The sequence below is a fragment of the Spongiivirga sp. MCCC 1A20706 genome (genome assembly GCF_046524175.1).
Classification (GTDB): Bacteria; Bacteroidota; Bacteroidia; order Flavobacteriales; family Flavobacteriaceae; genus Spongiivirga.
This window is the reverse complement of sequence record NZ_JBEFZF010000003.1, coordinates 365,084-387,667: the sequence shown is the minus strand read 5'-3', so window position 1 is coordinate 387,667 and position 22,584 is coordinate 365,084. Positions and strand designations below refer to the sequence as shown.

Genomic DNA, 22,584 nt, shown 5'->3' with positions numbered 1-22,584 from the left:
ATTAAAACTTAATATTATAGGTAATTGAGGGAATTGGGATAGCAAAGATAGAGCTTTGCAATGCTTTTACTCGGCCTTCATCGGTAACAAAGAATATTGAGTATGGGTTATTTCTACCTAGCACATTGTATACGGAAAATGTCCAAAAGCTGTGTCCAGGTTTGTTTAGCTTATGATTACCTTCCATATTAAAACTCAGATCAAGTCGGTAAAAATCTGGAATTCTAAACTCATTTCGTTCGCTATAAATAACAAACTCTGAATTATTAAACTGGTAAGTCCCTATAGGGTAAGTGATAGGACGACCTGTTTGATACACAAAATTACCAGAGAAACTAAAGCGTTGAGAGATTTTAAAATTAGTGACAAGGCTTATATCATGGGGTTTGTCAAAATTAGCTGGAAAAAAATCACCATTATTAATTTCTTCTTCAGGAAAAGTACTTTGAAACTGCAATAACGAACGAGAATAAGTATAACTTAACCACCCATTGAGTCTACCCCAATTTTTCTTTACAAGAAATTCAATACCATAAGCCTTTCCTTTTCCTTGAAGCACTTCTGTTTCGATCGTTTCATTTAACAATAAATCAGCTCCAGTTTTAAAATCAAGGGCGTTATCAAATCTTTTGTAGTAACCTTCAAGGCTAATTTCAAATTGGTTTTCCTTTAAGTTTTTAAACAGGCCAAGTGAAACTTGATACCCATTTTGAGGCTTAATATTATTGTCTGATAGCTTCCAGGTATCAAGGGGTGAAGCTGTTGTATTATTTGATAAAGAGTGGATATATTGATATCCACTATTGAACCCTGCTTTAATAGAAAGGGTTGGAGTGACTAAATAACGTCCTGATATTCGAAATTCCGGACCAACGTAAGTTTCGATAATTTCGTTATTGCCTACTTCTTCATTTACGATTCGTGATTCATCACTACGCGGCACACCTTCTAGATATTCTCTTACCGTGGCCGGCCCTAATGAATTGAATATTGAAAAACGCGCACTAGCATCAATTTCAAGTTTATCATTGAGTTTGTAAAGATCACCAATATACAATGCTGACTCTAGTCCTTGTTCTTTAGGTATTGCTCTTGTTTCAACTTGTGATTCTGATCCTTGCGGTGCTATTGTACCAGGCTTTACTTGATATAGTTTAGTAGAAAGGCCATATTGCAATTTGTGTTTAGGACTGATTATATGATTAATGTGATATTTTAATTCAGTTTCGTTCACATTATAGTCCAAAATAAAGTCTGTATTTGAATCTTCCTCAAAATCAATTTCAAAGCGGTAATCACTGTTGTATGCCGATAGGCTTCCACGAGCTTTTTCACCAAGTTTATGATTCCATTTTGCATTGAAAATTCTGTTTTGATATGAAAAAAGAGAGTCCGCTGTAATATTGAATGCATCGCGACTGTAATAAGCTGAAGTACTCAAATTAGAATTTTCATTGAAATTATGGTCATATTTGGCAATAACGTCGAAAAAGTTAGCGCTGCTTCCGTTGAGTTGTGGATCATCTAGGCTTCGTAAAATCCAGTCAGAATAGGTGCCACGCGCGCCAACAACTAATGAACTTTTTTCTTTTTTTATGGGTATCTGTAACGCTATATTTCCGGTAACGGGACCAATTGACGCTTCCCCTTGAAAATTTTGTGTGTTGCCTGTTATTGATTTAATATCGAATACAGATGAAAGTCTACCTCCATATTGAGCTGGGATATTGCCTTTGTAAATATCAACACCTTTGGTTGTATAGGGATTTAAAGCTTGAAAAAGTCCGAAAAAATGGGAGGGATTATACAGTACTGCATTGTCAATCAGAAATAGATTTTGATCAGTTTTTCCTCCACGCACGTTATATCCAGCTGCGCCCTCACCCGCTTTAGAAATGCCGGGTAGGGTGGTGGCGACTTGAAATATATCTCGTTCACCAAAAACAAGCGGTATATTTTTCGATTTTTCACTTTCTACTCTTGTAGTTCCGGGACTTACTTCTTCGACATTTTTTTTGATATTAGCTTCTACAGTAACCTCATCAAGACGTTCTACTTTTTCATTAAGTAGGATATTAAATGTACCCGTACTAAATAAAAGAACTTCGAACGTCGCGTTTTCAATACCGAGTGAACGTGTAGTAATAATATTCTTTCCTAAGGGCAACTCAAGGGAGTAGTTTCCGTTTTGATCCGTTGTTATTTTTTTGTTGGAACCTTTAACGCTAACAACCAAATTGGGAATAGGTTCGTTGGTGTTTTGATTGTATACGGTTCCTGAAAGCTGTGCTGTATTAGAAGAGGCATTTTTTGATGTTTTGCCTACGGTCACCCTTTTGAATTGGGATTTGGTTTGTTCCCTATATTCTTCGACAAAAATAGGATTAGAGTATCTTTTTATCGTTGTCGGTTTAGTACTTGTTGTCGAGTCTGATCTTATAAAAAAGCCATCTGGGAGTTCGTTGTAAATGGCAACACCGTTGGTAAGAATAACTGTCTTATCGTCGTAGAAGTAAAAATTAAGTGAAGTGTCTTTTAATAGTTGTTGCAGCTGTTCATTCAGGTTTCCAGCATTCACTGTCTTAGGCGCGGTCAAGTTGTTTAGCCAATCCTCTGTGTAATAGAATGTAACACCGTATTTATTTTCAAGTGCAAGTAGTTGATCTTTAAATTTAGAAGTATTAGACTGTTCAATTTCTTGCGAATAGGAGGGGGAAAAATTAAAAAAGGAAACCAAAAGGAATAAACCACATAATTTCCAAAGTTGGGTATTCATCAAAATCTAGAGATTGGTTATTTAGCTGCTTAAGTTCACCTAAATATACGTATAAAAAAAGTCACCTTCAAGGTGACTTTTTTAAATTCTTATTGATTTAAGTGGTTGACGACTTTTATCAAATCGTTTTCTTTGGATATGTCAAGTTTATTATCACTTAAATAACTCTTTAAACCATCTTCCTTATTTTTAAGAAGAGCAACCATTTTTCTGTTTTTAAGAGGAATCTCATCAATTCTATTCACTCCTTTTTCCTGAATGTAGTATTCGATAAAGTGAGAAAATCTACTTGGTGAAGCTTTGACAAATGAGTTAGGAGATGCGGAACCTTCCGTAAACTTCACATTAATACGCTTAAATAATTCGTATTTTTTACCGTTGACTAAACTGATTAGATATCCGTTAAGTGTATTGTTCTTTTTGTCAACAAATGTTTTAAAACTCATGGGTTTGTTTTCCACGATTATGTTTATCTTTTTATCGCGACCTAAAGCTCTAATACCCTCAGTAGGAAGATTATTTTGCTTAATTTCTACTTCTTCATTAAGTGCATTATACCGGTAAAATATCGTTCCAACCTTTTCGCCTTCGTAGCTTAGTATTGTTGATTGGAATTCATTATTGGTATAAGGAGAACCTTGAAAATCTTCAGCGCGAAAAGTACGCTTGTTTAACGCCTGATTAACTGGGCCTAAAAATTGAGTTATGGCAGCTGCCGTTGTGCCCTGACTAGAGCCTCCTGAAGAAAGATTAGTTGCAACCTGACCCGAGTACTGAGCCTGTAGCGCTAAAGAGATGAACATTGAACAGCATACAAAAAGTGTTTTTTTCATGATAAAAATTTTTATAAAGATAGTAAATGTATGTTTTTTACAGAGTTGTAAAGTTAAATTCTTTTAGAAAGTAATCTTCGTGTTTTGTATTGCAGTGGCATTTTTGCTATACGCATAGCTTCTCCAATAGAAACCGTCACCTTTAAATTTCCATACTACTTCATGTTCTCTAGTTACCTCCCAAATTCCATCATCACCTTCCGTAATTAATATGTTTCCGTTGGAGAGTTTCACAGCACCCGAAACCTTCGGTGAGTACAAATCAGGATGTGTGAAGCTCCATAGAATAGTTGGCTCGTTATCCGTATCGATTCCTAATTGAAGAACTTCCGGTAACGCTAGTTCGTATACGGTGGATTGTTCTTTGTCATTGCCATTACCGAACACAAGTAATTTTGTATATCCGGATTCAGAATCCAAATTTGGAAAATGATTATTTGTAAAAAGTCTTGTACCCGCTCCATTTTGATATGCCTCCGGATTGCCAAAGCGATATACTAAGTCACCACCTTTATTATAAGTGCCTCCGCTATTTGTTTTGGCTTCTTCGATGGTTGTGCTATGATCAATTACCCATATTTCGTGGTAAAAATTTATACTTAAATATATAAGATCCCTTTGTGGGTCATAAGCAATGGCATTTCCATGGGTAATATCGCCATCTTCACGCTGGTTGTAGTTAATATCTATTTTATGAGGATTTTCACTAACTACTCCATAATTTAATTTCGTTGGGTCGTGGTCTTGTACTAAGTGATGCCATGCTTCCCATTTCCATACAATTTGATTAGTTCTTGGGTCTACTTCGATAATCCCATCAGGAAATAAATCATTTTGGAGTTTGTATCCATTTTCAATAGCGTCTGTTGCTGATTTTCTTTCCCATGTCATAAGCAAAATATTCCCATTAGGCATTATTTCTGCATCATGATGTAAAATTTTGGAATCGTCGCTATAGGTAAATGACCATTCGACATTGCCTTTTGAATCGATGATTTCAATTTTTCCTCCAAAGCCTCCAATCAGAATTTGTGGATCGTCAGATTCAAGCATGGCCAATAGCTTTCCGTTTTCCAATACTTTGCAATCGTTACCTAAGTCTCCGTTGTTTAGAGGCCAATCATATGTTATTTTCCCTTGTCTATCCATAAAGTAAACGCGATTACCACCAGCGTCATTTACAAGGATATGATCTTGACTTATCAAATCGTTGTTAAAAAATTCAACATTCCCAACACGCTCACCTGCATTTGGGTTATCAGTTGGGCCCTCCTCGCCATCGGTTGGGTTAGAATCCGGATTCTCAGGTTCCTCAATTGGATTTTCAGCCTCTGCTTCATTCCCCATCGAATCTTTGTTGCAGGCGGCTAAAATGATTGCTAGAAAAGAAACTAGTATGTATAGCTTTTTGTTATTCATACATTACTGAGTTGTGTGTTATTTTATTGGTGAAAAGATAAATAAAAATTAAAAAAGACCGCACTAAGGCGGTCTTTTTAACTTATTTGAATAATAAATTATTCACAAACTTTAAGTTCAATAACAGTAGCCACAGGTGGCGCGTCATTATCTCTTGGGAATGGACCCTCACTCGCAGCTGAATTTCCGTTCGGAGCAACAATGTTGAATGAGTTTTCATCATCCCAGTCTCCGTTGGTGTATGTCACCACAAGGCTTGTAGCACCGTCAGGTACTGTAAACTTCTGTGTTTCATCTTCACCTTCAGTTACAGAGAATCTAAGTCCTTCACCACCGTCAATAGTTACAGTGATAAAACCACCATTCCATCCATCTCCATAACTGTCATTCATTACAACAGTATATTCTCCAGGTACAGGTGCATCTAAATTAAGCTGAACACACGCTGAGGTATCAATAGTATCAAAATATTCTGAATCTATTTCATCAGTAGTTACAACCCTTCCATCTGCTGTTACCAATTCGTAACGTATTCTGAATTGGTCACCAACAGCTAAATCATCTTCTGTCAAATCATCGCCAAGTAAATCGGCAATCGTGTATGTAAAAGTCGTAGAAAGAACACCATCATCATTAGTCAGATCAGCAGCAGCAACTGTATCAAATAGCGCTTCATCTTCTGAAAGATTGGTACCATCATCGCCGATAGTTCGATCTAAAAATTCACGATACACATTTAACGTTTGAATTTGTACACCATCTTCATCGTCATCAATGGTAATAGTTACTGAGTAGTCTTCAATAACTTCTCCCTCTGTTAAATCAATTTCATTTGTACTTTCTCCGTCATCTATTTCAAAATCAATACCATCATCAACGGTTAAGATATATTGAAACGGCGATGCATAAAATGAACCACCAGTAACGGTTCCTGCTGAATTATCTGATCCAAAAGTACGTCCATCAGTTAAGTACAATACTAAATCAACTAATACTCTATCACCAGGTAGTACATCCGTCAAAGTAATGTTTAACGTTGTCAATGCTTCCTGCAATGTAAATGAGTAATCAGTCTCAGGAAAACCGCGATCGTTAGTATTAAACGCACTTGCCGGAAGTACGGCAATTTGAACTAATTCTGCCGAATCATCGCCATTCTGATCATTATTATCATCATACGTAAGTAATACTTCTACTCTGTCTAGAAGCTCACCACCTTGGCGGTCTTGCTCTTCTAATGTTAGGTTGAACGAATCACCCGTTCTAAACATGTCAAATGAACCGCTGCTTGCACGAGTACGAAGTACAGCACCACGCGTTGTTCCATCTACTACGTCGTCTACTAAAGCATCGCTATCACAAGAGGTAATTATAAGCAATGACCCCGCTAACATGCTAAGCAAACTTTTATTTAAGATTTTTTTCATTTTTTGTACTTTTTTAATTTGCTGATGGGAATGCTGGACCTGCAGGATTGGTATCCCAGAATACTTGCTCGGTCAAGGTTTCCTTTTGCGTTAAGTTTGAATTTGTTATCACCTCGTTTTGAGGATACAAGAAACTTCTTGGGAATACTCCTGGATCTGGCTCCCAATTTGGCAATAGCGTATTCGGATAACCAGTTCTTCTGTAGTAATTATAAGCTTCAGTAGCACCTCCGAATAGAGCTACCCAATATTGTTGTGCCAAGATGTTTTCTTTGTCATCTCCAGGATCTGCATCATTGTAAGCAGCAACAACTAAATCAATAAAACCATTTACATCAGTACCAGAAGGCGCGAATGTTGCATCAGCTGATCCGTCAAGACTTCCAAAGCCTTGAACTTTAGCGATAGATTTTTCTAAACCACTTCTTAAGAATGCAGCTTTTTCAGTTTCTGAGGTAGCAGCTTCAGCTCTCCAAAAATCAATATATGATGCAAGGATAATTGGTTCAATACCAGCTCCACCACCACCTAAACCTAGGCCAACAGATCCGAAAGAATCGTCATCGAAACGGCCTCCAGCAGGATAGACACCTACTGCGGTTCGTGTAAAGTTATCTGGAGGTGTACCTTCATCATTACCATGTGAACGACCCCAGTATCCTTGAGGAACACTACAATAAGTGAATCCGCCATTAATGTAATGCGGTGGAGGTGGTACTAGCGAGCATGCTAGCGTTTCCTCGTTTGGAGCTGCATCAGCACCAGGGGTAGCATTTTGTTGACGGTAGAAATAATACCGTATCCTTGGATCGTTGTTATCTAACATGTACTCCATCAACCAGTTTGATTGGTAGATGTTTGCTCCACTAGGTGTATAATCTGCAGCATAGTCCGGATGTCTAGTATCAGGTTGCAATTCACTTGTTCCGTACTGGAACTCGAAATCAGCAGAAGAATCTGAAATAAAATTGTTGTTTGCGATAACTGTATTAAACGCAGCAGTATTGCCAGTTGTAATGTAGGCTTTTAATCGCAATGAGTTAATTAATCTTATCCAGTTACCGGTATTTCCTCCGTAAAACATATCTGTTGCACCTTGGGTGGCTGGACCTGCAGCAAATAATGCTTCGGCTTCACTTAACAATTGAAGTGCTCCAGCATATACATCTGCACCAGCATCTAAATTAGGCGCTGGAAATTCAACAGGTTGCCCTGCCTCGCTTAAGGCAGCTTCACCTACAAAATCAACTAACAATAAAAGCATGTGGGCTTTTAATGTTTGGCCTACTGCAATGTGAAACGAATAATCGGTTTCAGATGCTGCATCAATTTCCTGAAGAGTAGCAACGTTGGTAAACATACCAACACTTACACCAGCTCCTGGGTCATTTACCCCACTACTGTAGGTTCTTGACCATACACCATTTAATGTAGAACCAGGATAATTATTAAAATAGTTACGCCCTCCCATATAATCGATACGGGTTAACTCAGCTCCTAAGTCGCTCAATACATCCATGTTGGAAACATATGCGAGCTGAACAGAGTTAAGAAGCAAATTGGGATCTGCTTGATCAGCCGCTAAGTCATTCGGACTAATACGACCATCTAATTCCGTGGTTTCACAAGAAGTAAAAATACCTCCTGCTATGACTGCCACGGTTATATATTTTAAAAACTTTTTCATCATTATATCTATTATACTTTTTCGTTATTAGAATGAAGCTCTGATGCTGAATCCATATCTTCTTGAACTTGGTCCGTTCAAGAAATCAAATCCTCTAGCGTTACCAACACCAGCACCTTGTACGTTAGGATCAAAATTAGCTCCATCAGGCGTGTTGTAAGCGTCATACCATAAATTGAATCCTTGTGCTGTAACAGTTAGCGATCCAAATGGTGTTTTGTCCAAGAACTTTTGAGGGAAAGAATATCCTAAAGATACTTCTTGAAGACGAATTACTGATGCATCGTACACTTTTGCCTCTACCGGTCCGAATAACAAGTTACTAAAGTAATAGGTAGAGTTGTTAATTTGAATATCGTTAGGCTGACCATTATCTTGACGTACACCAGGAACGATAAATGTATCAACACGATCTGCAGTTTCCTCAATCAAACCACGACCTAGTAAAGTGGCAACTGTACTTGATACGATGTCTCCACCTTTAATATGTTGTACTTGGAAACCTAAATTCCAGTTTTTGTATCGAATTGAGTTGATGTAGTTCATTGTAAAGTCTGGAACTGCATCACCAATAATTGGCACATTACCGTCATTATCTTGCTCGGCAATTACGTAGTTACCAGCTGCATTAACCAATAAGTTACCATTATCATCTCTTGCAAAAGCGGTACCAACAATACTACCTAAAGATTCTCCTTCAACAGCGGCATTACCACCTACGAACAATGCGGTGCTACCAGCATAGATAATAATGTCTTGCTCTTGTTCAACAACTTCTTCGTTGTTAGCAAAGAAATTCACACTTGTACTCCAAGAGAAATTCTCATTTTTAATCCAATCAATAGAAAGATCTGCTTCAATACCAGAGTTTTTCACTTCACCGATGTTACTGTTTGTAAAAGTAAAACCAGTAGAAGGTGATAACGGTTCGTTTACGATCAGGTCTTTAGTTCTTCTGTCAAAGTAAGTGAAATCTAAAGAAACACGATTTTTTAAGAAACGAGACTCAAATCCGAATTCATATTCTTGTAATAACTCAGGTTTTAAATCGGGATTTGCTCTAAAGTTAGAAATCTGATTTGTTGTGATTGAGCCACCTGCATCAAATACTTGAGTATCTTGTTCTACAACATCCACTGTTGGATAAAATCTTGGGAAGTCAAAGTTTGCAGATGTACCAAAACTAGCACGTAACTTCAAGTAGTTAAGACCATTTTCAGATCGTAATCCATCAAATGCTGCAGTTGGTAAAAATGATACACTGGCACTTGGATAAGTTCTACTCCTATTATCCTTAGTTAAAGTTGATACCCAGTCTGACCTTGTCGATAAATTGACAAATAACTTGTTGTCGTAGTCAAAAGTTGCTTGACCTAGAAGACCTACAATGTTTCGATTAAAGGTTGATTGTATTGGCAGTTGATTTTCGTAGTTAAAATGTCTTTTAACACCAAAAACAATCTGACCTGTACTTGCAACACCTTGTTGGTCAAATGCATCGCGACGTGCTGTTGCACCTACTGTAAAGGTCATGCCAATCTTGTCAGAAATATCATAGTTACCATTTAATGAAAGGAAGTGATCCCAAATGGTATTGTTATTGTCAAATGTATTTAAGAATCCGAAAATAGCTTGATTAAATTCAACTCCACCTTTGTTAGAGCTGTTAATGTTTCTTTCGTTATAAAAGTCGAAACCAGTTCTCCAAGAAAGATTCAAATTTTCGCTTAGTTCGTAATTTAAAGCAGCATTCCAGAAAACACGATTGGTAATTTGTCTGTTGGTAACGTTTTTAGCTGTCCAACGTGGGTTAATAATATCATTACCATTACGATAATAAATACTGGAACCGTCAACAGGGTTTTCAAATGGTAATCCTAATAAGTCAACACTTCTAGGGGTAAATAAAACATTACCATATACGGAAAGTCCTAAAGTACCATTACCTCTACTAGCCGCAATTGGAGGAGATTTATAATCAGATCTCGCATAATTTATTGTGGAAGTTACCGTAAACTTATTAGATAATCTTGAGCGACCACCAACGGAAATATTAAATCTGCTTAATGAGTTACCAGGTGTAAAACCTTCATCATCAAGATAACCCACATTCACGTTGTATGAGGTATTTTCATTTCCTAAACCAGTAATATTGACACTGGTTGTACTAACACCGCCAGGACGGAAGAAATTATCTACAGAATCATACGGTCTCCACTCGTATCTTTGGTTTGCAAATTGTTGCGCCAACGGGCTAGATCCTGTATTTGGTCCATCAGGATTTAAGAATGCTGAACTTGCGTATGGGTGAAGTAAAGTACCATCAGCATTATAACCTCTATTTGGGTCTGCATTTACACTATTTCCCCATCCATCAATTCCACCTTCATCGAAACTTGGTCCCCAGTTACTGAAAAACCAACCGAAGGCTTGATCGAAACCATTTCCGTATTGATCTTGGTAATCTGGAATTGATGCCATCTCATTTACGAAATACGATTGGTTAACTGTAATCTCGGTTTTTTTGGTGCCTCCTGAACTTGAAGCTGCTTTTGTTGTTATCAGAATAACTCCATTTTTTCCTAAAGTTCCATAAAGAGTTGTTGCCGCTAATCCCTTAAGAACTTCAACGCTTTCGATGTTGTTTGGATCAATATCTAAAAAACGTGAAGAACCAGTATTTCCGTTAAGGAAGTTCCCAGAAGCATTCGTGTCGTTACTAAATGGCACGCCATCAACTATAAATAAGGCTTGGTTACTACCACTAAATGAACTCAAACCACGAACGGTTACGTTGGTAGCAGATCCTGACATACCACCGGCAGCAGTAATTTGAACTCCCGATGCCTTACCAGTTAAGATTCTAGCTACATCACCTTCAGCTCTAGACTCAAGAGCTTCGGATCCAACGGAGGATACAGCATAACCTAAAGCTTTCTTCTCTCTTTTGATACCTTGTGCTGTAACAACTACTTCTTCAAGCGCTGTCGCATCTTCGTTTAACTGAACGTTTATGGTGTTTGATGCACCAACCGTACGTTCTTCAGTTTTCTGGCCTACATAAGAAAATACCAATGTCTGGCCTACACTAGCTTGAATGGAATAGTTTCCATCAAAATCAGTTTGAGTACCGGTTGCGGTACCTTTTACAACTACACTAGCACCTGGAAGAGGGAGTCCACTTTGATCGGTGACAACACCGGTTATGGTCTTTTCCTGCGCAAAGGATAGGTGTACTACAAACGCCAATAATAGCGTTAAAAATCCACTAAACTTTGTTTTCATTTTTTAAATTATTTGAATTAGCTATCGCCAAAAATCTTAATTTAATGTTAACCGCACAACTTTTTTTTCATAAAAATTAACTTTCTGTTAAGTATTTGTTATGTTTTGTTCATGTCAACGTGTTTTTTGAGAAAAACAAATATTTCCTATTATAATTTGAAGAATGTGCTAAATCTAACCTTCTTTTTGTTGCTCAGCATATCTTATTAAATGGTATGCTAATGTCTTAAGTAATTAGTGCAAGAATTAGAGGCTACAAAAGGAAGTTTGTGGAGCTTTGAAAAATTAATTTCATAGTGTTTGAATACTTCGAATAAATTTCTACCTTTGCAGCCCTCAAAAAGAGGGTTTTAAAAATATCATAAATTATTTATGCCAACAATTTCACAATTAGTACGAAAAGGAAGGGCCAAAATAACCAAGAAGAGTAAATCGGCTGCTTTAGATTCGTGTCCTCAAAGAAGAGGGGTGTGTACGCGTGTTTACACAACGACACCTAAGAAACCAAACTCAGCAATGAGAAAGGTGGCAAGGGTCCGTCTTACCAACGGTAAGGAAGTAAATGCTTACATCCCTGGGGAAGGTCATAATCTACAAGAGCACTCGATAGTATTGGTTAGAGGTGGAAGGGTAAAAGATTTGCCAGGAGTTAGATATCATATCGTTCGTGGGGCACTTGACACAGCTGGTGTTGAGGGTCGTACACAACGTAGATCTAAATACGGTGCAAAACGCCCTAAGAAATAATAGTATAATATAGTATTATAATAAGGTAATGAGAAAAAGAAAGGCTAAAAAAAGACCGATTCTTCCAGATCCAAGGTTTAACGATCAGTTAGTAACTCGTTTCGTAAACATGATGATGTGGGATGGTAAAAAATCGGTTGCTTTTAAAGTATTCTACGATGCAATTGATATTGTAGAAGAAAAGAAACAAGACGACGAGAAAACATCTTTAGAGCTTTGGAAAGACGCATTGTCAAATGTGATGCCTCATGTAGAGGTAAGAAGCCGCCGTGTAGGTGGAGCTACTTTTCAAATTCCAAGGCCTATACGTCCAGATCGTAAAATTTCTACCGCAATGAAGTGGTTAATTGGTTTTTCTCGTAAGAGAAACGAAAAATCAATGGCTGCTAAATTAGCTGCTGAAATATTAGCAGCTTCTAAAGAAGAAGGTGCTGCGGTTAAGAAAAGAATCGACACGCACAAAATGGCAGAAGCAAATAAAGCATTCTCTCACTTCAGATTCTAATAAAAATGGCTAGAGATTTAAAATTTACAAGAAACATAGGTATTGCTGCGCATATTGATGCTGGAAAAACAACAACTACCGAGCGTATTCTTTATTATACAGGTGTTTCTCACAAGATAGGTGAGGTGCACGATGGTGCTGCAACCATGGACTGGATGGAGCAAGAGCAGGAGCGTGGTATTACCATTACTTCCGCTGCTACAACTTGTACTTGGAATTTCCCAACTGAAAATGGGAAACCAGTTGCAGATACAAAAGGGTATCACTTTAATATCATTGATACTCCGGGTCACGTTGATTTTACTGTTGAGGTAAATAGGTCGTTACGTGTATTAGATGGTTTAGTGTTCTTATTTAGTGCTGTTGATGGTGTTGAGCCACAATCTGAAACTAACTGGAGACTTGCTGATAACTATAAGGTGCCCCGTATTGGTTTTGTAAACAAAATGGACCGTCAGGGTTCTAACTTCCTTGCTGTATGTCAGCAGGTAAAAGATATGTTGAAGTCGAATGCTGTCCCAATCGTATTAAATATTGGTGACGAAGCGGACTTTAAAGGTATTATCGATTTAGTAAAGAATCGTGCTATTGTTTGGCACGATGAAACTCAAGGGGCAACTTTTGATGTGATCGATATTCCTGAAGATATGAAAGAAGAAGCTCGTAAGTATCGTGCACTTTTAATTGAAGAAGTTGCGACTTACGATGAGAACCTTCTTGAAAAATTCATGGAAGATGAAGATTCTATTACTGAAGAAGAAGTGCATGCTGCACTTCGCGCTGCGGTAATGGATATGGCAATCATTCCTATGATCTGTGGTTCGGCATTTAAAAACAAAGGTGTACAATTCTTATTAGATGCTGTATGTCGTTACTTGCCTTCACCAACTGATAAGGAAGGTATTGTGGGTATGAATCCTGATACTGATCAAGAAGAGATTCGTAAGCCAGATGTAAATGAGCCATTTGCTGCACTTGCATTTAAAATTGCTACTGATCCTTTCGTAGGTCGTTTAGCATTCTTCCGTGCCTATTCTGGTCGTTTAGACGCAGGATCTTATGTACTTAATAATAGGTCTGGTAAAAAGGAGCGTATTTCTCGTATTTATCAAATGCACTCTAATAAACAGAATGCTATTGAATATATTGAAGCTGGTGATATTGGTGCTGCTGTAGGATTTAAGGATATTAAGACGGGTGATACCTTATCTGCGGAGAAATCTCCGATCGTATTAGAATCTATGGATTTCCCAGATCCGGTAATTGGTATTGCAGTAGAGCCAAAAACAAAGGCTGATGTAGATAAGTTAGGTATGTCTTTAGCTAAATTGGCTGAAGAAGATCCAACTTTCCAGGTGAAGACCGATGAAGCTTCTGGTCAGACTATTATTTCAGGTATGGGAGAGCTTCACTTAGATATTATTGTAGACCGATTAAAGCGTGAGTTCAAGGTTGAGGTAAACCAAGGGCAACCGCAGGTGGAATACAAAGAAGCAATTACTGCTTCTGCTGATCACCGTGAGGTTTATAAAAAGCAGTCAGGTGGTCGTGGTAAATTTGCGGATATCGTATTTACTATGGAGCCTGCACCAGAAGGTGAAAGCGGATTAATCTTTGAATCAATCATCAAAGGTGGTAACGTTCCTAAAGAATTTGTACCATCAGTAGAGAAGGGTTTCAAAGAAGCAATGAAGAACGGTCCGTTAGCTGGTTACGAAATGGATTCGATGAAGGTGACTTTAAAAGATGGTTCGTATCACGATGTGGATTCTGATCAACTTTCATTCGAATTGGCTGCTAAGCTTGGTTATAAAGCTGCTGCAAAAGCTGCAAAAGCCGTGATTATGGAGCCGATAATGAAATTAGAAGTACTTACTCCTGAAGAAAACATGGGAGATATTGTAGGTGACTTGAACAGACGTCGTGGTCAGGTTTCTGATATGAGCGATCGCGCTGGTTCTAAAGTAGTAAAAGCTACAGTGCCGTTATCTGAAATGTTCGGGTATGTTACAGCACTAAGAACATTGTCATCTGGTAGAGCAACTTCTACTATGGAATTTTCACACTATGCTGAAACTCCTTCAAATATTGCTGAAGAGGTTATTAAAGCGGCTAAAGGAGTTGAAGCTTAAATTAAAAGGAAATGAGTCAGAAAATCAGAATAAAACTAAAGTCTTACGATCACAACTTGGTAGATAAGTCTGCTGAAAAAATCGTAAAAACGGTAAAAACAACCGGAGCTGTAGTAACGGGTCCGATTCCTTTGCCAACACATAAAAAGATTTTTACAGTATTACGTTCTCCACACGTAAATAAAAAGTCGCGTGAGCAGTTTCAACTTAGCTCGTACAAACGTTTACTTGATATTTACAGTTCATCTTCAAAAACGATTGATGCGTTAATGAAGCTAGAGTTACCAAGTGGTGTTGAAGTAGAGATTAAGGTGTAAGTAAACTAAGATGGTACCCTGAGAGCGGTCGAAGGGTCTCATCATTTAAATGTCCCTTACGCTGTGGGCGGGGGAAAAACGGAAACAAAATAATATTCGGGATCGAATTTGTTTTGATCCCGTTTATTTTGGAATATAAGTTTAATAATTATTAATGTAGAGGATAGTATCTAGTACAATATCTAGATGCTAAAATCTCAAATCTAAATTTAAAAATGTCTGGGTTAATAGGAAAGAAAATCGGCATGACCAGCATCTTCGACGAGAATGGTAAAAACATACCATGTACCGTTATTGAAGCTGGACCGTGTGTCGTTACCCAAGTCAGAACCGAAGAGGTTGACGGGTATGAAGCTCTTCAACTTGGTTTCGATGACAAGGCAGAAAAACGTGCTCCTAAAGCGGCTAATGGTCACTTTAAGAAAGCAGGAACATCGCCTAAGTACAAAGTTGTCGAATTTCAAGGATTTGAAGAAGAGTATAAATTAGGTGATACTATAACAGTTGAACACTTTATCGAAGGAGAGTTTGTTGATGTTTCAGGAACTTCAAAAGGTAAAGGTTTTCAAGGTGTTGTAAAACGTCATGGTTTTGGTGGTGTAGGTCAAGCTACTCACGGTCAACATAACCGTTTGCGTGCTCCTGGTTCTATTGGTGCTGCATCATACCCTGCAAGGGTATTTAAAGGTATGCGCATGGCAGGACAGATGGGTAACCAGAAGGTAAAGGTTCAAAACCTACGTGTATTAAAAGTAGTGGCCGACAAAAACTTGCTTGTTGTAAAAGGGGCGGTTCCTGGTCATAAAAACTCATACGTAATCATTCAGAAGTAATGAAAGTAGCAGTAGTTGATATTAATGGAAAAGAAACAGGGAGAAAGGTTGAACTTTCTGATGCTGTTTTCGGAATAGAGCCTAATACACATTCAGTATATCTAGATGTGAAGCAGTACTTGGCTAACCAACGCCAAGGTACGCATAAGGCTAAAGAACGTGCTGAAATTGCGGGAAGTACTCGCAAGATCAAAAAGCAGAAAGGTACTGGTACTGCACGTGCTGGTAGTATTAAATCGCCAGTATTTAGAGGTGGTGGTCGAATCTTCGGTCCAAGGCCTCGTAACTACGGATTTAAATTGAATAAAAACGTAAAGCGTTTGGCTCGTAAATCTGCCTTAACATTGAAGGCAAATGAGAAGGCAATAACAGTAATTGAAGACTTTAATTTCGAAGCACCTAAGACGAAAGAATTTATCAAAGTTCTTGCGAATCTAGGTCTTGAAAACAAAAAGTCTTTGATTGTGTTGGGTGACTCAAATAATAATGTATATTTGTCGTCGCGTAATTTAAAACGCTCAGAAGTTGTAATTAGCTCAGAATTAAGTACTTACAAAATTGTTAATGCAAACAATGTAGTTCTTTTTGAAAGCAGTGTAGAAGGAATTGAGTCTAATTTAAGTAAATAGATCAGCATGAGTATCTTAATAAAACCGATTATTACTGAGAAGGCAAACGCTGATAGCGAGTTGCTCAACAGATATACGTTTTTTGTTGATCCTAAGGCTAATAAGATCGAGATCAAGAATGCTGTAGAAGCAACTTACGGTGTGACGGTTGAGAAAGTTAGAACCTTAAATTATCATCCGGAGCGTAAAGTACGTTATACAAAAACGGGATTACAAAGAGGTAAAACCAATGCAACAAAGAAGGCAATCGTTCAGGTTGCTGAAGGTGATGCTATTGACTTTTACAGTAATATATAAGTAAAGACACAAAATGTCAGTTAGAAAATTAAAACCGATAACCCCAGCTCAGCGTTTTAGAGTTGTAAATGGATTTGACGCCATTACAACTGATAAGCCGGAGAAAAGCTTGTTAGCTCCGAAAAAAAGAACTGGTGGTAGGAACAGTCAAGGAAAAATGACCATGCGCTACATAGGTGGTGGTCATAAGAAAAGGTATCGTATTATCGATTTCAAGCGCGATAGAAAAGATGAAGCTGCTGAAGTTTTATCAATTCAATACGATCCAAACCGAACTGCGTTTATCGCATTAGTTAAGTTCGAAGATGGTGAAAAGCGTTACATCATTGCTCAAAATGGTTTACAGGTTGGGCAAAAAGTAGTTTCTGGTAGCAATGTTGCTCCTGAAATAGGTAATGCAATGCCTTTAAGTGATATTCCATTAGGAACTATTATTTCTTGTATCGAGCTTCGTCCAGGTCAAGGTGCGGTAATTGCGCGTAGTGCTGGGGCATTTGCTCAGTTAATGGCAAGAGACGGTAAATATGCTACTGTTAAATTGCCTTCAGGTGAAACAAGAATGATACTTGTTAATTGTGTAGCCACAATAGGTGCTATCTCTAACTCAGATCATCAATTATTGGTGTCTGGTAAAGCAGGTAGAAACCGTTGGTTAGGTCGCAGACCAAGAACAAGACCAGTAGCAATGAACCCTGTTGATCACCCAATGGGTGGTGGTGAAGGACGTGCTTCAGGTGGTCACCCACGTTCAAGAAAAGGTCTTCCTGCAAAAGGATTCAGAACACGTTCTAAGACCAAAGCGAGTAACAAGTATATTGTAGAACGTAGAAAGAAATAATAAGATATGGCACGTTCACTTAAAAAAGGACCTTTCGTTCGTCACAGTTTAGAGAAAAAAGTACAGGCTAATATCGAGTCTGGAAAAAAGGCAGTTATCAAAACATGGTCAAGAGCCTCTATGATAACTCCTGATATGGTAGGGCAAACTATTGCAGTACATAACGGTCGTCAATTTGTACCAGTATATGTTACTGAGAATATGGTTGGTCATAAGTTAGGAGAATTCTCACCCACAAGATCATTCCGTGGTCATGCAGGTGCGAAGAATAAAGGAAAAAAATAATAAGTAGCTATGGGAGTTCGTAAAAGAGAAAGAGCGCAGCAAATTAAAGAAGCCAACAAACAAGTGGCGTTTGCTAAGTTGAATAACTGCCCTACATCACCAAGAAAAATGCGTCTTGTGGCGGATTTAGTTCGAGGTGAAAATGTAGAAAAAGCACTTGGTATTTTAAAGTTTAGCCAAAAAGAGGCGGCACGTAGAGTAGAGAAATTATTACTTTCTGCAATCGCTAACTGGCAAGCTAAAAATGAAGATGCAAGCATTGAAAATGCGAATCTTTTCGTGCAAGAAATTAAAGTAGACAGTGGTGCAATGTTAAAGCGTTTACGCCCGGCACCACAAGGTCGTGCTCATAGAATAAGAAAAAGATCTAATCACGTAACAATCGTGTTAGGTGCTAACAGTAATACACAAAGCTAAGACGTAGTATGGGACAGAAAACAAATCCGATAGGAAATCGCCTAGGTATTATCAGAGGATGGGAATCTAACTGGTATGGCGGAGACGACTATGGAGACAAACTTGCTGAGGATGATAAAATCCGAAAGTATGTGCATGCTCGTTTATCAAAAGCTAGTGTATCACGCGTAATTATTGAGCGTACGCTTAAACTTGTAACCGTTACTATCACTACGGCAAGACCAGGTATCATTATTGGTAAAGGTGGCCAAGAGGTAGACAAGTTAAAAGAAGAGCTTAAGAAAATTACCAGTAAGGAAGTACAGATCAACATTTTTGAGATCAAACGTCCTGAGCTAGACGCGCACTTGGTAGCTGCTAGTGTTGCAAGACAAATTGAGAATCGTATCTCATACCGTCGTGCAATCAAAATGGCTATCGCGGCTGCGATGCGTATGAATGCTGAAGGAATTAAAATTCAGATCTCAGGTAGATTGAATGGTGCTGAAATGGCACGTTCAGAGTCTTATAAAGATGGTCGTATTCCATTATCTACCTTCAGGGCAGATATTGACTATGCTTTAGTTGAAGCACACACTACTTATGGTAGATTAGGTGTTAAAGTATGGATCATGAAAGGCGAGGTGTACGGAAAGAGAGAACTTTCTCCGCTTGTAGGTATGTCCAAAAAGCAAGGCGGAAAAGGTGGTGATCGTAAAGGTGGCCGTGATGGCGCACGTCGCAGAAAGTAATTTTTAAAGGAAAGTAAGAAATGTTACAACCTAGAAAGACAAAATTCCGTAAGCAGCAGAAAGGTCGCATGAAAGGTAACGCCGGACGTGGACATCAACTTTCAAACGGGATGTTTGGTATTAAATCATTAGACTCAAATTTCCTTACTGCTCGTCAAATCGAAGCAGCACGTATCGCAGCAACGCGTTACATGAAAAGGGAAGGACAGTTATGGATTAAGATATTCCCGGACAAGCCTATCACTAAAAAGCCTCTTGAGGTTCGTATGGGTAAAGGTAAGGGTGCTGTAGAATATTGGGCAGCAGTAGTAAAACCAGGACGTGTATTGTTCGAAATTAGTGGGGTGCCTTATGACACAGCTAAAGAAGCATTACGTCTTGCAGCACAAAAACTGCCTGTTAAAACTAAGTTTATTGTAGCAAGAGACTACGAAGCATAATTTATTTAACGATGAAACAATCTGAAATTAAAGAATTATCAGTAGCTGAGCTTCAAGAAAAGCTTGGTGAGTTTAAAAAGAGTTACGCTGACCTGAAAATGGCTCATGCAATTTCTCCATTAGAAAATCCAATTCAAGTGCGTTCTACTCGTAGAACAATTGCTCGAATTGCGACTGAATTAACAAAAAGAGAACTACAAGCGTAGTCACTTGATCAAATGGAAAAAAGAAACTTAAGAAAAGAGCGTATAGGAGTTGTTACTAGTAACAAAATGATGAAATCAATTGTGGTTTCTGAAGTTAAAAAAGTAAAGCATCCTATGTATGGTAAGTTCGTTTTAAAAACGAAAAAGTACGTAGCGCACGACGAGAATAACGACTGCAACGAAGGAGATACAGTAAAGATCATGGAGACAAGACCTTTAAGTAAATCTAAGTGTTGGAGGTTAGTAGAAATCATTGAAAGAGCTAAGTAATGGTACAAACAGAATCTAGATTAAAAGTAGCAGACAACACTGGAGCGAAAGAAGTACTTACGATCCGTGTTCTAGGAGGTACAAAAAGAAGATATGCTTCTGTTGGTGACAAGATTGTGGTAACCGTAAAAGATGCTACCCCAAACGGTAGTGTTAAAAAGGGGACTGTGTCAACTGCGGTAGTGGTGCGTACCAAGAAAGAAGTAAGACGTCCTGATGGCTCTTACATTCGTTTCGATGATAATGCTTGTGTATTGTTAAACCCACAAGGTGAGATGAGAGGTACTCGTGTATTCGGTCCTGTTGCTCGTGAGTTACGTGACAAGCAATTTATGAAGATTGTATCATTAGCGCCAGAAGTGCTTTAATATTTAGAGAAGATGATAAAGCTAAAGATAAAATCAGGGGATAATGTAAAAGTAATTGCTGGAGATCACAAAGGATCGGAAGGTAAAGTACTAAGCATTAATCGTGAAAAGAACAAAGCAATCGTTGAGGGTGTAAATGTGGTTAAAAAACACACGAAGCCAAGTGCTCAAAATCCTCAAGGTGGTATTATAGAGAAAGAAGCGCCTATTCACATTTCAAACTTATCATTGTTAACCGCTAAAGGCGAAACCACAAGAGTAGGTTACAAAATGGAAGGTGACAAAAAAGTGAGATATTCAAAAAAATCTAACGAAGTTATCTAGTCATGAGTTATACACCTAGATTAAAAAACGAATATAAAGACAGAGTTGTAGCTGCTCTTAAAGAAGAGTTCGGTTACAAAAATGTAATGCAGGTTCCTAAACTTCAGAAGATTGTTTTATCTCGCGGAGTTGGGGCTGCTGTAGCTGATAAAAAGCTAATTGATCACGCAATTGATGAAATGACCAAAATTACAGGTCAGCAAGCAATTGCTACCATATCTAAGAAAGACGTTGCATCTTTTAAGTTGCGAAAAGGTATGCCAATTGGCGCTAAAGTTACCTTACGTGGTGACCGTATGTACGAATTTTTAGATAGATTGGTGACTGCTGCCTTACCAAGGGTGCGTGATTTTCAAGGGATCAAAGCTACTGGTTTTGATGGCCGCGGAAATTACAACTTGGGTGTAACAGAACAGATAATTTTTCCAGAGATTGATATCGATAAAGTAAATCGCATCTCAGGAATGGACATTACTTTTGTTACTTCGGCTGATACCGATAAGGAAGCAAAATCATTATTAACAGAATTGGGATTACCTTTTAAAAAGAACTAGTATATGGCTAAAGAATCAATGAAAGCCCGTGAACGTAAGCGCGCGAAAACAGTTGCTAAGTACGCTGCGAAGCGTAAAGCTTTAAAAGAAGCTGGCGATTATGAAGCGTTGCAGAAATTGCCAAAGAACGCTTCTCCTGTTCGTATGCACAATCGTTGCAAATTAACAGGTAGACCTAAAGGGTATATGCGCCAGTTTGGTATTTCTCGTGTAATGTTCCGCGAAATGGCTAACAAAGGGTTAATTCCTGGAGTTCGAAAAGCAAGTTGGTAATAACGATTTAAAAGGATAAGAAATGTTTACAGATCCTATAGCAGATTTTTTAACAAGAATACGTAATGCCAGCGCAGCTGGACACCGCGTTGTAGAAGTGCCTGCATCAAACCTTAAAAAAGATATGACTAAGATCTTATTTGATCAAGGATACATCTTAAGCTATAAGTTTGATGATAGTGCTGTACAGGGTACTATTAAGATCGCACTTAAATATGACAAGTTCACAAAAGAACCTGTTATCAAAAAAATTCAACGTATAAGTACACCAGGTTTACGTCAGTATGCTGGTGCACAAGAATTACCTCGCGTTTTAAACGGTTTGGGTATTGCAATTGTGTCTACTTCTCACGGAGTAATGACCGGTAAGCAAGCGCAAAAAGAAAACGTTGGTGGTGAAGTATTGTGTTACGTTTACTAATAAGTAAAAGACAAAGAAATGTCAAGAATAGGTAAAAGTCCAATTGCAATTCCTGAAGGAGTTACAATAGATATAAAAGAAGGAGTGATTACTGTAAAAGGTAAGCTTGGTGAATTATCGCAGGAAATTGCTGATATCACTGTAAAGCAAGAAGAAGGTAATTTAGTTCTTGAACGTCCTACGGAATCTAAAGACCATAAAGCAAAGCATGGGTTGTATCGCGCTTTAATTAACAATATGGTTGAAGGTGTATCAAAAGGATTTACAAAAGAACTTGAATTGGTAGGTGTTGGTTACAGAGCGTCTAATCAAGGTCAAAAACTAGATTTGGCTTTAGGATTCTCGCACAATATCATTATCGATCTTGCTCCTGAGGTAAAAGTGGAAACTATATCTGAAAAAGGAAAGAATCCAATAGTAAAGCTTACTTCGCACGACAAGCAATTAGTTGGGCAGGTAGCTGCTAAAATTAGAGGCTTCCGTAAGCCAGAACCTTACAAAGGTAAAGGTGTGAAGTTTGTAGGTGAACAAATAAGAAGAAAAGCTGGTAAATCAGCATAATCAATAGTA

The 22,584-nt window shown here is 38.1% G+C and carries 26 protein-coding genes; 20 read left to right on the top strand and 6 right to left on the bottom strand.

Annotated elements, in window-relative coordinates; all coding sequences use genetic code 11:
* Position 1: 1 nt before the first annotated feature.
* The 6 genes from ABN763_RS09740 to ABN763_RS09715 form a co-directional block, all read right to left on the bottom strand.
* The gene (locus ABN763_RS09740) at positions 2–2,776 is read right to left on the bottom strand and encodes a TonB-dependent receptor (RefSeq protein ID WP_410485268.1); all 2,775 of its coding nucleotides are present in this window, start codon (positions 2,774–2,776) and stop codon (positions 2–4) included.
* 89 nt (positions 2,777–2,865) lie between these two features.
* Complete coding sequence (locus tag ABN763_RS09735; protein ID WP_410485267.1) at positions 2,866–3,609, bottom strand: hypothetical protein; 744 nt, start codon at positions 3,607–3,609, stop codon at positions 2,866–2,868.
* A 63-nt stretch (positions 3,610–3,672) separates the two neighbouring features.
* Positions 3,673–5,028 carry an aryl-sulfate sulfotransferase gene (locus tag ABN763_RS09730; RefSeq protein WP_410485266.1) on the bottom strand — a complete coding sequence of 452 codons (1,356 nt, stop codon included), beginning with the start codon at positions 5,026–5,028 and terminating at the stop codon, positions 3,673–3,675.
* 98 nt (positions 5,029–5,126) lie between these two features.
* The gene (locus ABN763_RS09725; protein WP_410485265.1) at positions 5,127–6,455 is read right to left on the bottom strand and encodes a hypothetical protein; all 1,329 of its coding nucleotides are present in this window, start codon (positions 6,453–6,455) and stop codon (positions 5,127–5,129) included.
* Positions 6,456–6,468: 13 nt separating this feature from the next.
* Positions 6,469–8,142: a SusD/RagB family nutrient-binding outer membrane lipoprotein gene (locus ABN763_RS09720; protein WP_410485264.1), complete on the bottom strand. Its 1,674-nt coding sequence runs from the start codon at positions 8,140–8,142 to the stop codon at positions 6,469–6,471.
* Between the two features lie 27 nt (positions 8,143–8,169).
* A complete protein-coding gene (locus ABN763_RS09715; RefSeq protein WP_410485263.1) occupies positions 8,170–11,427 on the bottom strand; it encodes a SusC/RagA family TonB-linked outer membrane protein in 3,258 nt (1,085 codons plus the stop codon).
* Positions 11,428–11,799: 372 nt separating this feature from the next.
* Here ABN763_RS09715 and rpsL point away from each other — a divergent pair, with 372 nt between their 5' ends.
* The 20 genes from rpsL (at position 11,800) to rplF (ending at position 22,575) form a co-directional block, all read left to right on the top strand.
* On the top strand, positions 11,800–12,174 hold the full coding sequence (rpsL, locus tag ABN763_RS09710; RefSeq protein WP_010230128.1) for a 30S ribosomal protein S12: 375 nt from the start codon (positions 11,800–11,802) through the stop codon (positions 12,172–12,174).
* A 28-nt stretch (positions 12,175–12,202) separates the two neighbouring features.
* Positions 12,203–12,679 carry a 30S ribosomal protein S7 gene (rpsG, locus tag ABN763_RS09705; RefSeq protein WP_410485262.1) on the top strand — a complete coding sequence of 159 codons (477 nt, stop codon included), beginning with the start codon at positions 12,203–12,205 and terminating at the stop codon, positions 12,677–12,679.
* Between the two features lie 5 nt (positions 12,680–12,684).
* Positions 12,685–14,811 (top strand): elongation factor G, encoded by a 2,127-nt coding sequence (gene fusA, locus ABN763_RS09700; protein ID WP_410485261.1) that lies wholly within the window; start codon positions 12,685–12,687, stop codon positions 14,809–14,811.
* 11 nt (positions 14,812–14,822) lie between these two features.
* A complete protein-coding gene (gene rpsJ / locus ABN763_RS09695) occupies positions 14,823–15,128 on the top strand; it encodes a 30S ribosomal protein S10 (protein ID WP_007094989.1) in 306 nt (101 codons plus the stop codon).
* Between the two features lie 215 nt (positions 15,129–15,343).
* Positions 15,344–15,961, top strand: a complete 618-nt coding sequence (gene rplC, locus ABN763_RS09690; protein ID WP_410485260.1) for a 50S ribosomal protein L3 — start codon at positions 15,344–15,346, stop codon at positions 15,959–15,961.
* Positions 15,961–16,590, top strand: a complete 630-nt coding sequence (gene rplD, locus ABN763_RS09685; protein ID WP_410485259.1) for a 50S ribosomal protein L4 — start codon at positions 15,961–15,963, stop codon at positions 16,588–16,590. Before rplC ends, rplD begins: the two co-directional genes overlap by 1 nt.
* A gap of 6 nt (positions 16,591–16,596) precedes the next feature.
* Positions 16,597–16,887: a 50S ribosomal protein L23 gene (gene rplW / locus ABN763_RS09680; protein ID WP_410485258.1), complete on the top strand. Its 291-nt coding sequence runs from the start codon at positions 16,597–16,599 to the stop codon at positions 16,885–16,887.
* A 13-nt stretch (positions 16,888–16,900) separates the two neighbouring features.
* Positions 16,901–17,725 carry a 50S ribosomal protein L2 gene (rplB, locus tag ABN763_RS09675; protein WP_410485257.1) on the top strand — a complete coding sequence of 275 codons (825 nt, stop codon included), beginning with the start codon at positions 16,901–16,903 and terminating at the stop codon, positions 17,723–17,725.
* Positions 17,726–17,731: 6 nt separating this feature from the next.
* Complete coding sequence (gene rpsS, locus ABN763_RS09670) at positions 17,732–18,010, top strand: 30S ribosomal protein S19 (protein WP_410485256.1); 279 nt, start codon at positions 17,732–17,734, stop codon at positions 18,008–18,010.
* A 9-nt stretch (positions 18,011–18,019) separates the two neighbouring features.
* A complete protein-coding gene (rplV, locus tag ABN763_RS09665) occupies positions 18,020–18,427 on the top strand; it encodes a 50S ribosomal protein L22 (RefSeq protein ID WP_410485255.1) in 408 nt (135 codons plus the stop codon).
* Between the two features lie 8 nt (positions 18,428–18,435).
* Positions 18,436–19,158, top strand: a complete 723-nt coding sequence (rpsC, locus tag ABN763_RS09660; RefSeq protein WP_410485254.1) for a 30S ribosomal protein S3 — start codon at positions 18,436–18,438, stop codon at positions 19,156–19,158.
* Positions 19,159–19,178: 20 nt separating this feature from the next.
* Positions 19,179–19,598, top strand: a complete 420-nt coding sequence (rplP, locus tag ABN763_RS09655; RefSeq protein WP_410485253.1) for a 50S ribosomal protein L16 — start codon at positions 19,179–19,181, stop codon at positions 19,596–19,598.
* 11 nt (positions 19,599–19,609) lie between these two features.
* Positions 19,610–19,804 carry a 50S ribosomal protein L29 gene (gene rpmC / locus ABN763_RS09650; protein ID WP_410485252.1) on the top strand — a complete coding sequence of 65 codons (195 nt, stop codon included), beginning with the start codon at positions 19,610–19,612 and terminating at the stop codon, positions 19,802–19,804.
* A gap of 12 nt (positions 19,805–19,816) precedes the next feature.
* Positions 19,817–20,074: a 30S ribosomal protein S17 gene (gene rpsQ / locus ABN763_RS09645; RefSeq protein ID WP_410485251.1), complete on the top strand. Its 258-nt coding sequence runs from the start codon at positions 19,817–19,819 to the stop codon at positions 20,072–20,074.
* Positions 20,074–20,442: a 50S ribosomal protein L14 gene (rplN, locus tag ABN763_RS09640; protein ID WP_164029442.1), complete on the top strand. Its 369-nt coding sequence runs from the start codon at positions 20,074–20,076 to the stop codon at positions 20,440–20,442. Before rpsQ ends, rplN begins: the two co-directional genes overlap by 1 nt.
* A 12-nt stretch (positions 20,443–20,454) precedes the next feature.
* Positions 20,455–20,766 carry a 50S ribosomal protein L24 gene (gene rplX, locus ABN763_RS09635; protein WP_410485250.1) on the top strand — a complete coding sequence of 104 codons (312 nt, stop codon included), beginning with the start codon at positions 20,455–20,457 and terminating at the stop codon, positions 20,764–20,766.
* 2 nt (positions 20,767–20,768) lie between these two features.
* Positions 20,769–21,320, top strand: a complete 552-nt coding sequence (gene rplE, locus ABN763_RS09630) for a 50S ribosomal protein L5 (protein ID WP_410485249.1) — start codon at positions 20,769–20,771, stop codon at positions 21,318–21,320.
* Between the two features lie 3 nt (positions 21,321–21,323).
* Positions 21,324–21,593, top strand: a complete 270-nt coding sequence (gene rpsN, locus ABN763_RS09625) for a 30S ribosomal protein S14 (RefSeq protein WP_164029439.1) — start codon at positions 21,324–21,326, stop codon at positions 21,591–21,593.
* A 22-nt stretch (positions 21,594–21,615) separates the two neighbouring features.
* On the top strand, positions 21,616–22,014 hold the full coding sequence (rpsH, locus tag ABN763_RS09620; protein WP_410485248.1) for a 30S ribosomal protein S8: 399 nt from the start codon (positions 21,616–21,618) through the stop codon (positions 22,012–22,014).
* An 18-nt stretch (positions 22,015–22,032) separates the two neighbouring features.
* Positions 22,033–22,575, top strand: a complete 543-nt coding sequence (gene rplF, locus ABN763_RS09615; protein ID WP_410485247.1) for a 50S ribosomal protein L6 — start codon at positions 22,033–22,035, stop codon at positions 22,573–22,575.
* Positions 22,576–22,584: the final 9 nt, after the last annotated feature.